The sequence below is a fragment of the Paenibacillus sp. FSL R10-2782 genome (genome assembly GCF_038592985.1).
GTDB classification, from domain to species: Bacteria; Bacillota; Bacilli; order Paenibacillales; family Paenibacillaceae; genus Paenibacillus; species Paenibacillus terrae_C.
In genome coordinates, this window is the sequence record NZ_CP151951.1 from 949,463 (window position 1) to 964,546 (window position 15,084).

11 protein-coding genes are annotated in these 15,084 nt (G+C 38.4%); 9 read left to right on the forward strand and 2 right to left on the reverse strand.

Annotation, left to right across the window (positions count from 1 at the left end; translation table 11 throughout):
* Window positions 1–102 precede the first annotated feature (102 nt).
* Complete coding sequence (locus tag NST83_RS04330) at window positions 103–348, reverse strand: nucleoside triphosphate pyrophosphohydrolase (RefSeq protein WP_081112477.1); 246 nt, start codon at window positions 346–348, stop codon at window positions 103–105.
* A 98-nt stretch (window positions 349–446) separates the two neighbouring features.
* Entirely contained in the window at window positions 447–1,421 is a 975-nt protein-coding gene (locus NST83_RS04335; protein WP_342416704.1) for an HNH endonuclease domain-containing protein, read from the reverse strand.
* 293 nt (window positions 1,422–1,714) lie between these two features.
* Here NST83_RS04335 and NST83_RS04340 point away from each other — a divergent pair, with 293 nt between their 5' ends.
* The 9 genes from NST83_RS04340 to terL all read left to right on the forward strand — a co-directional run bounded on the left by NST83_RS04340 (window position 1,715) and on the right by terL (window position 14,931).
* Complete coding sequence (locus NST83_RS04340) at window positions 1,715–2,944, forward strand: hypothetical protein (protein ID WP_342416705.1); 1,230 nt, start codon at window positions 1,715–1,717, stop codon at window positions 2,942–2,944.
* A gap of 334 nt (window positions 2,945–3,278) precedes the next feature.
* Window positions 3,279–6,800 (forward strand): hypothetical protein, encoded by a 3,522-nt coding sequence (locus tag NST83_RS04345; protein ID WP_342416706.1) that lies wholly within the window; start codon window positions 3,279–3,281, stop codon window positions 6,798–6,800.
* An 85-nt stretch (window positions 6,801–6,885) separates the two neighbouring features.
* A complete protein-coding gene (locus NST83_RS04350) occupies window positions 6,886–7,083 on the forward strand; it encodes a DUF5659 domain-containing protein (RefSeq protein ID WP_250239913.1) in 198 nt (65 codons plus the stop codon).
* 19 nt (window positions 7,084–7,102) lie between these two features.
* Window positions 7,103–8,941: a phage/plasmid primase, P4 family gene (locus NST83_RS04355; protein WP_342416707.1), complete on the forward strand. Its 1,839-nt coding sequence runs from the start codon at window positions 7,103–7,105 to the stop codon at window positions 8,939–8,941.
* A 1,001-nt stretch (window positions 8,942–9,942) separates the two neighbouring features.
* Window positions 9,943–11,211, forward strand: a complete 1,269-nt coding sequence (locus NST83_RS04360) for a site-specific DNA-methyltransferase (RefSeq protein ID WP_342416708.1) — start codon at window positions 9,943–9,945, stop codon at window positions 11,209–11,211.
* A gap of 19 nt (window positions 11,212–11,230) precedes the next feature.
* On the forward strand, window positions 11,231–11,392 hold the full coding sequence (locus tag NST83_RS04365) for a hypothetical protein (protein ID WP_342416709.1): 162 nt from the start codon (window positions 11,231–11,233) through the stop codon (window positions 11,390–11,392).
* A 64-nt stretch (window positions 11,393–11,456) separates the two neighbouring features.
* The gene (locus NST83_RS04370; protein ID WP_342416710.1) at window positions 11,457–12,200 is read left to right on the forward strand and encodes a transposase; all 744 of its coding nucleotides are present in this window, start codon (window positions 11,457–11,459) and stop codon (window positions 12,198–12,200) included.
* A 159-nt stretch (window positions 12,201–12,359) separates the two neighbouring features.
* Entirely contained in the window at window positions 12,360–13,205 is an 846-nt protein-coding gene (locus NST83_RS04375; RefSeq protein WP_342416711.1) for a tyrosine-type recombinase/integrase, read from the forward strand.
* A 175-nt stretch (window positions 13,206–13,380) separates the two neighbouring features.
* The gene (gene terL, locus NST83_RS04380) at window positions 13,381–14,931 is read left to right on the forward strand and encodes a phage terminase large subunit (RefSeq protein WP_342416712.1); all 1,551 of its coding nucleotides are present in this window, start codon (window positions 13,381–13,383) and stop codon (window positions 14,929–14,931) included.
* Window positions 14,932–15,084 lie beyond the last annotated feature (153 nt).

Below are 15,084 nucleotides of genomic sequence, written 5' to 3' on the forward strand. Positions count from 1 at the left end.
GACCATTCACCAAAACAGGTGAAGTATGCTTTAGAAACTTTGATCAGACAAGCAGAATTAATGTATGGCATAAATTGTCCCCTCGCTTTTGAAATTATTCATTTATTCATCAACCTGAACCAATAACAGTCTATTCTTAAATCCCCCACGCTTTTCTTTCTTCTCCAGCCTTATCTGCTCAAACTCCTCTATGCTAATCCCCTGATTATCCAATATAGCATAAACGACCTCAACCAAATCCGCCAATTCTCCAACCTGGTCAGCAGTTTCAGCAGTAAGATATTCCTGAAGTTCCTCCTCTAACTTCATATCGAGCATGTCTGAGTAGTCATTGTCATCCAACACCATTATTGTTGCTTTCTTTCCTGAAGCTTCAATAATCTGTGGAATCTTATCACGGACTTAATTTGTTGTATACTTTCACCACTTAATCTCCCTTCGATATCTTAACCTTGACATGATATCCAAAACTTTCTGACTAGCCCATTGTTGATTGCCATTTCCAACTCTGAAACATGCTTGTCCTTGTGTTCCCGATTCAACAACGATTCAAGTAACCGTTGATTCCGTTGCTCTAGCTGCTCAATCATGGCTTCATGGGGAATAACATTTGATTTACTCGAGTTACACGATTGATGGGAAAATACCAGGTTCCATAGATCATCACTGTATAAATATGACCACGGAATGACATGGTCAATAGCCGGAGTTTCATTGATTATTTCATTGCCACAATGGAAGCATATACGTTTGGGATTCTCAACCTCGATTAAATCTGAGAACTTCGTTAGTGGCTTACGTCGAATTTTATCCTCATCAATGATTTTCACCTTTTTATAAATCCGCGGCGAGTGATTAAAGTTTTCAAGCATTTGTGACCATCTGTAGTTTACCGCATCGAATACGATCAAGCTGTTTTCTTTGAGTAGTTTCATATTATCGCTTGCAATGTATAATGAATCAGCATTACGCTCGTAGTTGTAAATACCATCAACTGTCTTTCCTTCAACGTTCAGAAAGCGATAGCTGACATCAGACTTTAAAGCAGTCTTGACTTGTTTAAGGGTTTTTTGGTATTGGTCCATGCAAATACTTTCTATATTTGATCGGAACAATTTAACTGGGTGGGTGATACCCGAAATTTGCTGATATACAGTGATCAGTTCTTTGACCAGCGATACTATCTTCGGAGGTTTGTTAGGATTAGGGCTTTGTTGCAAGTCAAAAAAAATTGTCTGTTCAAAGTAATACCGAATCACCTTTTTAGCAATTGTATCGAGTCCAATTTCAATTGTACCTCCGTACTGAGCATAATCATATTCAACAGCAATTTCAGTGATTGCTTTTGCCCACGCCGCTTTGTAAGTATTATCAAATGAACAATTTCGGATTATGTGTAGCCATTTTTCTAAGAATGTCATGTAAGACTCCTTTAGTTAAAGTTATGTATGAATCGACACTTTGGAAAGTTGCTGTATCCTTTTTGGCATTGTAGAGATTCGCTCCTTAACATGATAGATTTATTCTACAAGCCCTTATTTTTATTGTCCAACTAAGTGTAGCCGATCCACTCTGTTTGGTTTTTACATACGATAAGATTTAATTTGAAGTAAGAGAAATTAAGCTTCTCAGGAGTCACGCTAAGTAGTAAGATGTTAGTTAGAACTTTTATAAATTTAGATCATTTATGGTCATATTCAAGGAGGAAAGTAATTTGTTTGATTTAGATATTAAAGATAATATAAAATTAACACTTGAAGTCTCAGAAGGCTATCTTAGAAATATCATTGATAATCGCTTAAATGTTAAAAATTACAAAATGTTAATTCTTAATTTACATAATGCTTTAGAGCTGACTTTTAAATTTTTGTTGCAGTCTAGAAATGATTTTATGATTTATGAAATGCAAGACAGTAACTCTTATCAGAAAGTTATAAAAACTTACAAAAGTATGCATAAACAAAGGAGAGCTTTAAATGATAGCACGCTAATAGAAAATAAGTTACATACCGTTTCCTTTACTAAAGCTTATGAGATATTGGCTTATCTTTATAATGTTGAGGGATTTGATGAGAAATTTATTTTTAAATTAATGAAATTGGACACATTACGTAATGGTTTGACTCATTTTACAGCTAGAATAGAACATACTGACATAGTAGTTTTATACAATCTCTTTGAGGAATGTGTTAATTTATACAATTCCGAACTAGATAACCACAGACATGTACTTAGAAAGATTTTAGAGGGAGTTAATAATAAATTTATACCTAATCCAGATTTAGCTTATGAATTTTCAAATGCAATAAAGGATATCAAGATGAAGTTGTTGGATGAACCAATTATTATAGAACTTATTGGTTCGTTAATACAAAAATTGGGGCAAATAAATGAAGACATAAGTTTGAATGATTATGAAAGATTGATAAAATTTTTCTATGATGAACAAAGTATCGTGCAAAAAAATATTGAATTTCCCAAAAATGATCAAGACGAAATCCTCAAAGCATACGGTTATACTGATTTGGAGTCAGAGGAGGTTCGTAAGGAACGAAAAAAACAAGATATAGAGAACAAGACTAGAATGAAAAGAAGTATAAAAAGAATGAAAAGAATGAAGTTTATATACGATCAATCCGGTGGAAAAAAATCATCTATTTCATTTGATAAATTTCTTTTAAATTCAATTTTCATGATATTAGAATCAGAATTCATATACAGTAGGACATACTATGATTCTTATGATGTGGATTTGATGGGTGGATTAAGTTTAACAGTAAGTTGCAAAAATCTCATTTTAGACAAATGGGGTAATGACAAAGTTTTGATTTGTAAAGTATTTGACCTGTCTGAAGAGGAATACTTTAAGTTAGATTTTGAGGGGGATTTCTATTCTAACTCATTTTATGACGCAGAGGCTGATTTTCCCGATGATGAGTTGTAGGAATTTCAATCAGAAAACGTAGAAATCACAAATTTTATAAAGATGTAAAAGCCATATTTTATTCATACTAATCAAATTGAAGCTCGAGTGTCAAGGCCTAGCAACTGATGCTAGGTCTCTTCTTCATGTCTTTCTGGGGGATACATAATGACCAGTAAGGATCGGGAGCGCGATAATAATGATTTAATAATATAGTCTCTTTTCTCGTTTCCCAAAAAACTTCTTCTACTTTCAAAAATTATATTACACTAACTATTCAAATGAGAACGCATATTCGATATAATAAAATAAGAACATTAGTTCTGTGTTTAAACTAAAATATCGGAGGATTCGCATGATCAAAAAAAGACAATACCACCTATGGCAATATCAACTTGACGATGTAACAGAGCAAAATGGCGAATTTTCATTGGCCTACACTTTGGTAGATGCTAAACAAACAAGTGAAAACTTCATGTATTACATTTTGCACGAGAAAATAATGAATAAGAAATTCGATGCTACAGTAGAGTACATAACCAATCAAGATACTTCCAACCTAAAATCCAATAATAGCAAGCCGATCAGAAAAAAGAAGAATCTCCTCCCAATCATGACCATCGAGACTGGACGTGGACGTAGTGAAGAGGACAATGACAAACTCAAACGTTTACTGGAAAAGGGCTTTACCGCCATCTATACAAAGGCAAACGGTCAAGAGATTGCTCGCCATACCTATGTATTTCTGGATAATGTCCTTTCCGGTGCTCAGAACAAAGAATGTCGTCAGTTATTTGTACTGGAGAAATACGCTGAAGCGTTGAAAGTACATGTTTCCCTTGGAACCGAACCAACTAAATGCACCGTATCTAAAAACTTGACGCGCAATGCCCTAATGACAACAGATGTGTATCTCTGCCCTGTAAATATGAAGCAGCTAACCATCTGCATTCTCCCTGATAAAGAAATACCCGTAACGGAAGACGTAGAGATGATTCTTCCATATCATCGTACACCCAAAGAAGAGGACATGTACACTAAGCTTCAAGCTTATATGGAAGAAGAAAAACACTATGAAAAGCAGCGCCAAAAAATCAATCAAAAGGTCAAAGAGCATAAAATCGAACTTCCTATCGCACCTAACGATAGAGACCAATACAAAACGACTGGTCGCTGGGAAAGAGAGAATAGCAGACGAGTGTCTTTAGAGCACCTTAGTAAGCCTGCATGGAAAGTTGAAAAGAAAGATGGCGTTTCGGTTCCCGTATGGACTATCGATCAGACTAAGCCGTATGAGAAAAAAGAACTCCCCATCACACCATGGTCAACGGGGTTGCAATTAGCTGAAGTAAAAAATCATACGGTCATGGAAAATGTATTTGATGGTATGGGTTTGGTCTCAAAAGAGTTAGGACGGCAAATGGAAAGATTCCTTGAGGTAGACTATACGATTACAGGTTATCAATTACGCTTGCCAGCAATCAAAGGCTTTTTTCCTTGTGTAGATTTCCATGGATATTTCCGTAAGCATAACGTGAAGCGGATTCAGGATATATTCGGAACGTGGCATGATGTAGACAAGATCGATATTTTGACCACCGAGTCCATCTTTAAAGCGAAGCTGCAAGTGGTCGGAGAAAAGCCAGACGGTTCAGAGGAGAAAGCCTGGTTATTTCCCTCGATAGCAGCATACCAGTCTAAATTGATCGAGTATGGCTATGATGCGATTGGCATCTCCAATATTGCCAAGCCAGTACATGAACAATACCGAAAATCATCGTATCAGTTGTTATTGGCACTGGATTTGCAAGCAAGAGATGTCATTTGTTTATCCCATGTGCAGGGTGACCTCATATATCGTGCATTAAGTATCTACAGCAAAGAGGAGCTAGAATGGGAAGATCTCCGCTATTTGCAAGCATTTTTGCACTTGGTGTATCGGGAAAATTCAGATAATGGAATTGGTAAACAGTGTAGTGATGCTATTCATGCTCTACACCTTAATAAAAAATTGGCATTCGATCATAAAGTAAGGCAAACGATCAAGGAAGTAATCGATCATAAAATAGATGAAATGGGCTTGGGGAAGTTTTATGTTGAAGCCAAGTATCTGTATATGACACAAGATATTTTAGCGTTTTTGTCTTACGCTGCGGCAGCGGATCACTATACATGGAAATATACAGGGTTTCTTTCTGCCAAGCAGAGTTATTGTGGCGGCGCGATATTAGGCCAGAATCTATTTGCGAGAAATCCGATCATGTCCTTCAGTGAAATCACGCGAACCACATTTGTGGATTATGAAGGTGAGGATGCTGAGTTTATTCGTCATATCGACAACATTGTGCAGCTTCCTTTGGGGACAGAGCCAGATCGTCTTGGCGGCGCAGACAGGGACGGCGATGAATTACTGGTTTTGTCTACAGAATTAAATTTGGTCGAGACTCAGATTGAATACCTTCAGCAGTACAATTTTAAGGTTAATAACGAAAAAAGTGAACACCACGGTAAAAATCGGCTTGATCTGTTGAATGAGAATATTCAGCAGCATTTTGCGGAACGTTTTCCCGTTCAGGCTAAAGTATCGCTAGCAGACTATGTCATCGAGTCACTGGTACAAGTGAACGATGCAGATAAATCCACTGCCTCATCACAGGAATGGAACAAGGCAAATGTTATTGATTTTATTATTCGCTCTGAAGATAAAACGGGAGAAATCACCGATATTAATACGACGATTGAAAATATCGCTAACGCGAAGGGTAGGTTATTGCAATACAAGTTTCCGATTGCGATCATGAAGCATTTGCAGGCCCTATGTATAGATGCTTCCAAATCGGGTCTGTTCGACCAAGTTGTCATTCCAGATGTAATTCAATATCGGTTTGGAACGTTGAAGCCACAATTTACATTTTTCAAAGACGGAAAAACCTACAACAAGGATCGTGAGCACATCTCGGCCTTAGATCTGCTTGCTAATTCCATGTTTTCGTTTAAGAAATATGTAAACCAAATCATGCTGGAGGATACAGATCGAAAAATTAGAAAGCATCAGTTTGAGAATGTCTATCAGTATTTTCAAAATCCTGACTTGGATATAGTTTGTGTGGATCAAGCGATTGATGCGTTAAATGCAACCTATAAAGCGTTTTTGCAAAGAAATAAAGAGCTAACGCAAGAGAAGCAAAGCCTGAATCCATTCGCATCAGACGAGAAGCAGAAGCGATTGCGAAAAGAAGTGGATGCCAAATTTGCAGAGCTATATCGGGAAACGAAAGCAGCAGCAGAACACATATGTGATTGTCCTTCTCTACTTGCTACGGCTGCTGTGCGGAAGACTTACGTGGATTCCAAAGCGAAAAAATCGAATGAAAATTATTCCTTTTGTTGGGTGGTCGCCAGTGAAGGAATGCTGCAAAATGTACAGCTTCATTATGAGGGTAAAGATAAAGTTTATATCCAGCAGGCAAAAGAGAGCGATGAACGTACCTTTGAGTGGCTGGGCCATAACTATACTACGGTGATGAAACAAGAAGCTTATACATTACAATGGCCTGAAGGCAAAGATATGAGCATTCCTGACAAGTACCTCAAACGACAGGATGCGAAGCTCGATGATCTCATCGACTACAAAATTTCCTTGGTAAGCAGCGAAAAGAGGACATGGAATCCAAAAGAAGTAGCTGAGAAAATAGTGGGTCAGACGTATACCTTGTTTGATGACCGAGCCTGGCTTGGCGTGGCTGAAGGATTGAGCATTGCTCGCAAAGCAGGAGATTCCCTCCTCAATTGCTATATGAACAAGTCTATAACCATTAAGCACATTATAAAGACAACAAAGGCTTCCATCATTTGCCGGGTAGACTTTCGAGCTTAATGATGCGGCTTGTCAGCCGGTAGGGAGGGATGTGGGAGGAATTTACCTTTCACATTCCAATCATTAATATATTTGGAGGTCAGATATGGAAAGCAATACAATTGTCATTACTCAGTCTCGGATGGCAGGATGGTTGATGTTTAATCGGTTTCATAAAATGGATGAAAAAGTAGATTTAAAGGATTCGAATCGGAAAGTATTTATATTTAAGGATTCATCTCCATTAAGGAAGGCCATGGAACAATATAACGAATTTAAACAGGTAGTCGATAACATCTATTAATAAGGGGGATCATAACAATATGACAACAGCTTTAGAGAAGCACGATGATAAACACAAGTATTATATTGACCAATTCACCATTAACGGAAAACGGGTAGATGTACGAAAAAATAGCAATAGCAAACAAGTAGAAGCTTGGATAGATGGTATGTGGAAGCCGATCACCAAGGAAGATATCGATAAACAGTATCGGATACAGTTTGATTATCCTCCATATGAGTTGGAGTTTTCGTATAATGGTGGCAAAACGTGGTGGACATACACGGACGAAAAATATATGACCGATTCGGAACGAGCGTATCTCAAGAAGGAGATCGCGTTTTTTGAGAATTGGGAACTTGAACAACGTATTGAAGAGGAAGAACGGAAAGCGAATGATCCTGAATATCAAGAGTGGCTTGCCGAACAATATGAGGAATGGTTAGCTCACGAGGAAGAGTACTACCGGAATCAAAGCAATACTAAGCTTACATCTCATGTCGATATTGTAGATGTGTTCAAACGCGATGACGAGTCAGCAGGAGAGAATTCTCCCAAATCAATTGAGCATAATTATATGGAATACTTTGAGATTCACGGAACGCATAAGAAATTTCAACCAGTTTGGTATGCCAAAGATATTTTAGATCAGCATATGAAATGTTTTTCTGATGGTACGTTTTTGTATCGATATGATCAGGGCGTATATGTCAATGATGGTGAGCGTCACCTGGAGCAATTATCCGTTACCCTGCTGGATAATGAATTTCGCCATAGTCGGATTAAGGAAGCACGTTATTACATAGAGGCCCAAAGTTATATTGCAGGAACCCAAATGAATCTGTTGGACGACTATATTAATGTGAAAAACGGTCTGTTGAATTGGAAAACGGGAGAGTTAAGGGAGCATACGCCTGATAGACGGAGCACTATTCAATTTCCTGTCCTATATGATCCTACGGCTAATGACCCTGTCATGCTTAAGTTTATCGAATCTGTTCTGGAACAGGATACGCATGCAACATTGTTTGAAATGATCGGCTATTTTCTGATTCCTACCTTGGAGTATGAAAAAATATTTTTATTCACAGGTACGGGAAGCAACGGGAAATCGGTATTGATTAAAACGATTGAAACGATGATAGGCAAAGCGAATATATCCAAAGTTAAAATTCAAGATTTAGAAGGAGACAGATCAAGGTTTAAAATTGCTGAACTTTATGGAAAAGTGCTGAATTGCTTTACAGATATCCCTGCGGATGCATTGAACTCTACGGGGAACCTCAAGGTACTTGCCAGTGGTGAAGGATTAAATGCTGAGAAAAAGGGGAAAGATCCCTTTAACTTTGAGCCGTTTTGTAAACTGTTGTTTAGTGCAAATGAGTTGCCGAAAAGTAGTGATAACAGTGATGGATTTTTTAGAAGGCTGATGGTGTTTCCTTTTACTCGAAAGTTTACGGATCAACAAAAGGATACTAAATTAATTCATAAATTGACGACTCCATCTGCTTTATCGACATTATTGAATTATGCGCTTGAGGGATTAAGACGACTCGAACAACAAGGTGGATTTTCATATTCACAAACGATTAAGGATCAAGTTAAAACGTATCAAATGGAATCGGATGTCATTATGCTGTTCATAGATGAAGAATGTCAAATCGAAAGTGAAGCTTCAAAACAACATGAAAGCCGAATCGAATGTAAAAGGTTATATGCGAAGTATGCTGCATGGTGTAAACAAGGTGGATTTAAACCTGAAACGACGATTAAATTTAATAAGCATATCAAAGAAAAACTTAAGGATAAGGTGTATCAGAGGAAAGCCAGAACAACAAGTGGCAATTCAGTTCCGTGCTGGTTTGGCATCAAAATATAATGTTTCCTGTTTGGAGCATCCGTTTCCTGTTCGTTTTCTGTTTTAAATACAATTGGAAACAGAAAAATAGTTTGTTTACATAGAGAATTATGAGTTTGTTTCCATGTTTCCTGTTTTTTTAACTCTTAAGAGAAATACATATAAATAATATTTGATCGAATATTATGTGCTGGTGAAGAGTGTATATGTGATAAGGAGTGCTCAAAACTGGAAACATGGAAACAGCTTTTAAAAATCCGCTATTATATTGGAGAAATTGAAGTGAAGATAGGAATTTGGCGTTATAAAATTGGAAACAAACGGACGGAAAATAGGAAACATGTTTATAGATGGATTTATACAATGGGCTTGTCAGCCCGTAGAGAGGCTGTGATAGGATATGAATACATATGTCTAGCCATGAATTTTAGAGTAAAGGGATGGTTGGAGTTGAGAAAGTGAACTTAATTAGCCGAAATGGGGTTGGGTGTGGGAGGGGAAACATCGGCAGGCGATACTACCGTTTACGAAGCGTAGCGAAGTGGTTTTATCGCGATTTTGAGTTTCCCCTATCCCACGTATAGACCATACATACATTCAGCAGCATTCATACACGTAATCAGATTCATTTTATTGGATAGGATACCACTTTGAAATTTACCACTTACATATTCAAATTTATCTTGCTGAATATGAATTGGAGATTTGTCTTACATAGTAATAAGATATGTCACGTGACACAATATTGAAAATTAAAAAATACATATTATACACGGGAACTCTGGCTATGAGCTAGGGTTCCTTTTTCATTTAGAGAGGAGAAATTAGGATGATTGTATTGTTACTAGCATTAGCTATAGAAATCTGTATTTGGCTTAGCATATTCTTCACTGTAATTCTGAGTGAGAGGAGAATGAGACGGATTGGAAATCAAATTTGTAAACGTAGAAATGCCCATACCATACATAAAAAACGCCAAAAACAATGAGAAAGCTATAGACATAAAGGAGCAAGTGTTATAAATGAAATGGATGAAATTGAAGATCGATCAACTGGTACATGCCGAATATAATCCAAGGAAGGATTTAAAAGCGGGTGATCCAGAATTTGAAAAGATCAGGAATAGTGTTATCGAATTCGGTTATTGTGAACCAATTATTTGTAATAGTGATTATACCATTGTAGGAGGTCACCAACGAGCCAAAGTGTTGAAGGCACTCGGCTACGATGAAGTCGATTGTGTCATAGTCGATGTGAATAAGTCGAAAGAAAAAGCCCTGAACATAGCGCTCAATAAAATTACAGGGGAGTGGGACTTTTACGCACTGGCTACATTATTAGATGAGTTAAAAGAAGCAGAATATAATATTGAGTTGACAGGCTTTGATTGGTCTGAAGCAGAGAAGTTGCTAGATACATTGCACGAAGATACAGTAGATGATGAGGATGATTTTAATGTAGAAGAAGCATTATCTGAGCATCCGATCACTCGAAAAGGTGACATTTGGCTACTTGGTAAGCATAGGCTCATATGCGGTAACTCGACTAACCCGCAGGATATCGCAACATTGATGGATGGTAAGAAGGCTCAACTTATTGTAACTGATCCACCCTATAATGTGGATTATACAGGTAAAACCAAGGATGCATTGAAAATAGAGAACGATAAAATGGACAATTACCAGTTTTATAATTTCCTATTGGCTGCCTATACTCGAATGTTTGAAGTAGCAGATGATGGAGCAAGTATTTATGTTTTCCATGCGGATAGTGAAGGTTTGAATTTTAGGAAGGCATTTATTGAAGCCGGATTCAAACTGGCACAATGCTGCATATGGGCTAAACAGGCTATGGTAATGGGCAGAAGTGATTATCACTGGATGCACGAACCCGTATTGTACGGTTGGAAGCCAACTAGTGGACACTACTGGAACAGTGATCGTAAGCAGACTACATTATGGCAATTTGATCGTCCCTTTCGCAATGAATATCATCCAACGATGAAGCCGATTCCCCTGATTAGTTACCCAATTAAAAATTCCAGTAAGCTTGGTGACATCGTGTTTGATCCATTTGGTGGTTCAGGTTCAACATTGATTGCTTGTGAGGAAACGGATCGGATTTGCTATACCAGTGAGCTTGATCCTAAATATGTAGATGTGATTGTGAAGCGATATATTGCCCATATTGGCAGCGATAATGGCGTATATTTGATTCGGGATGGTAAGCAGTATGACTATCATGTAGTTGTTGCTGAGTCGGCAAGGTCAGAGGTATCATGTGCTGACTAAACCGAAAGAGTGATTTGAATTGGGTAAGGCAAAAGTGAATATGGTGATTCGATTCCTGAAGGGCATGCAAGCCGAAAAGGTGAATGTGCTAGGGACTGATGAAGCTATGGAGGACAATGAGTTGATTCAGAAGGTAATTGAGGATATCAAGTTGTTTTACGAAGTTGAATTGGAAGGGTAAGCTGATACATATGGGGAATGGGCTATTATAGTCTGTTCCCTTTTTTCGTGATGGAGGTGAGTTAATGAGCAAAAATAATGAAAAGCCAAAAAGAAATAAGCCAAAGATACTGACCAAGTATGATCAATTTGTTGTGCCAAGACTCAGGGATATTCCCGTTTGGATACGTGAAGGAGCAACAGATGAAGAGATTGCGAAACGGCTAAATATTCATATTTGGACATTAGGTGACTATCGTAGAAAACATCCCAAATTTGCTGAAGCATTGGAACGTCCAACCAAGTGGGAAACACATGTATATCCTCGGTTAGCGGAGATTCAGCAATGGTTCGAAGAAGGCGTGAACGCGGAGGACATCATCAGGAAACTCGACATTGGTAAAACGACTTGGTACGAATATATAGATAAACATCCGATGCTGGCTGAACTAGTCAAATGGAGCAGATCTGTCCCTATCTCACACGTAGAAAATTCACTTTTGAAAGCTGCTACAGGCTATGAATATGAAGAAATTAAAACGATTATTGAAGAGGACAAAAATGGAAAAAAGAAGACGCGCATTGAGAAAGTGAAAAGATATCAGCCTCCCAATCCGACAGCGATGATCTTCTACTTAAAGAACCGCGCACCTAACGAGTGGAATGATCGACGTGAGCTGGTAGTCAATACGAAGGCACTGGAACAGGAACGGAAGCAGCTATTTTTGGATATGATTGAAGCCGATGTAGTGGATGCCGATTATGAAGCTATTGAGGAATCGGTCGAGATTGAGGAAGGATACATGGAGTCAGAAGATTTACAGTCATAACGTTATGTCGTCAGTATTTGTATAGATAAACGCCAGTTTCAGCCCTGAATTAGCCTGTAAATTGCCCAAACTAAGTGCATAAGATAGGTTATGCAAACGGTGGACTTTGCCCCACATCAACGGTATGATGTGACACACAAAGCGAAGGGTGGGGCGAATATGGAGTATATTCAAGGATTTGAAGCGCATTTACGGAGCAAGGATCGGAGCGAGAACACGGTTTCCTGCTATATTCGGGACGTGTTACAGTTCATAGTCTGGTATCGGGGCAAGACGGAATATGGATTGGATCAGTGGATTGAATTGGATGGCGTAGAATACAAGAAATATCTGCAAAGCACCAACCAAGCGATACTCACCATTAACCGAAAAATTGCCAGTGTCAACGTATTTGCACAGTGGATGCACCAACAAGGATATATATCAGAAGAATTACATATCGAAGCGGTAAGGAATAAGGTTGTGCGGCAATACAAAGGGTTAGCGGAAAAGGATTTGTGGAAGCTGAGAAATGAAATTCACCGTAGGAGCAATCGTATGCACATTTGTATGGTCGAATTATTGATTGGGACTGGCATACGAGTAAGCGAATTGGTTGGCATTAAGCTGAAGGATATTGAGATAAGTGAACGCAAAGGTTTATTGAGGATACTTGGCAAAGGAAATGCCTATCGTACCATTCCATTAAATAAGGATGTACGAAAAGCCATTACCCGATATCTCGAAGTTAGGCCACAAGTTGAATCGGAACACTTATTTATTGGGCAGCGTGGTGCTTTGGAACGGAATGCGGTCAACCTGATCCTGAACAAATACGGAAATCGGATAAACGTGAAGGTGACACCACATATGCTCAGGCATACGTTAGGATATAAGTTGGTGAAAACAACTCCTTTGACGACCATCCAGCAAATCCTTGGACATGATCACGTAGCAACAACGAATATCTATACGCTAACAACGCAGCAGGATATGGCTGAAGCTTTGGCAAATATCGAGTGGTGAGCAGCCACTCTTTTTTCCGTGGATGGAGGGGGTCTTCTATGTAGATAAACGGAGCCGCCAGCAAAGGGTGCAGAAATTTTTGTGATGATTTTACGGTACATATGAGAAAGGAGCCACTACTATTGAAACAATAAAGCAAGAAGCTGAGCGTCAGGCTGAGTTGCTGAAGCAGTATATGGAGAAGCATTTTAAGCCGCCCAAAATGAAACAACTGATCGAAACGTTCTCTTTTTCTGAACTTCGTAAGCTTATTGGTGAGATGGACATTGAATTTTTCGCTTTAGCCTATTTCCCTAAATATTTTGATCGAGCGTTTGGACAGTTCCACAAAGAGCTATTCACGGAATTAAGGCATATGCTTGCGAATACAGGACTGATTACGGCTTTCGGCCTCCCTAGAGAGCATGGAAAGTCCACGATCAGCTCTTTTTTATTTCCGCTGTATGCCACGCTTTATGATAAATCACAGTTTACATTGATTATATCTGCCACAGAGCAAATTGCTCTTCCGTTCCTTGATATGATCAAAGATGAGTTAGAAACGAATCAGATGCTGATTGAGGATTTCGGTATTCGTAAAGGTAGTCGCTGGAACAACAATGAGATATGGTTGAAAAGTAAAGGTGGGCTGGACTCCTGCATTATGATTCGTGGGATTGACGGTAGTTTGAGAGGTATTCACTATAAGCATCATCGTCCTACGCTAGTTCTAATGGATGATTTGCTCAAGGAGGATACGGCTCGATCCGAAGCTAAGCGAGAACAAATTAAAAATACGTTTACGGATGTTATTCTGCCTATTGGCACAAGGGATACGAATATTCTAATCTGTGGAACCATTCTAAACGAAGAGGATATTATGGCCGATTTGCTCAAAGGTAAAATCCCTGGTGTGCGAAGTGTTCGTAAAGCAGCCGTGCTTCAGTTTTCAGAGCGTGATGATCTATGGTCAGAGTGGGAGCGACAATATAATAATCTCCAAGACGAGGATAGGATCAATACGGCTTTGTCTTTCTTTATGGCCCATGAAAAAGAAATGCTAGACGGTACGAAAATCCTATGGAGCGAGTATTTGGACTATTATTATTTGATGTGCAAGAAGCAAGCCATGGGTGAAAAGTCATTTTATAAAGAGTTACAAAATGATCCGCGTTCAACTGACGAATATATATTTCAGAATCTCATGTACTGGGACAGGTTGCCTGAGTTTGAGGAGATGGAACTTGCCATGTACATTGATCCAGCCATTAAAGCAGGAAAGAAAAACGACTATTCTGCGGTTTCAATTATTGGTCAACACAGGAAGACAAAGCAGATGTATGTGGTTGACGGTAATATTTATAAACTGTTGCCGGATGATTTGTTTCAAATCGCCATTGAGAAGTTGAAGCTTTATCCCGTAGATAAGCTTGGTTTTGAGGTGAATCAGGCACAGAGTTATATGAAGCAAAAGTTTGAAGAAGAGCTATGGAAGGCGAATATACATACACCCGTAGAAAGTGTTCATTCCAAGGGACAGAAGCATGAACGAATTATTAGCTTGGAGCCAGAAATCAAGAAAGGTCATATTCTGTTCAATGCAGATAACCTCAGATACAACCATCAAGTGAAGGACTACAATCGAAATTGTACATACGACGATGCTCCAGATAGTTTATATGGGGCTGTTCAATTGATTCAGTCGGTCAAGAGTCTGAAATTTTATGATCGAAGTTTGTTGTTTTGAGGCTTCTGTCAAAACTCAATTTTTATTTTATCCAATCTAATGGAAAGGTTAGTTGAAAATACTTACTATTTACATGAGAACATACATTCTGTATCATGGTAATATGATTTCCAAATTCAGGAGACATATTTGCTGTGGGAACGTATATTCAGA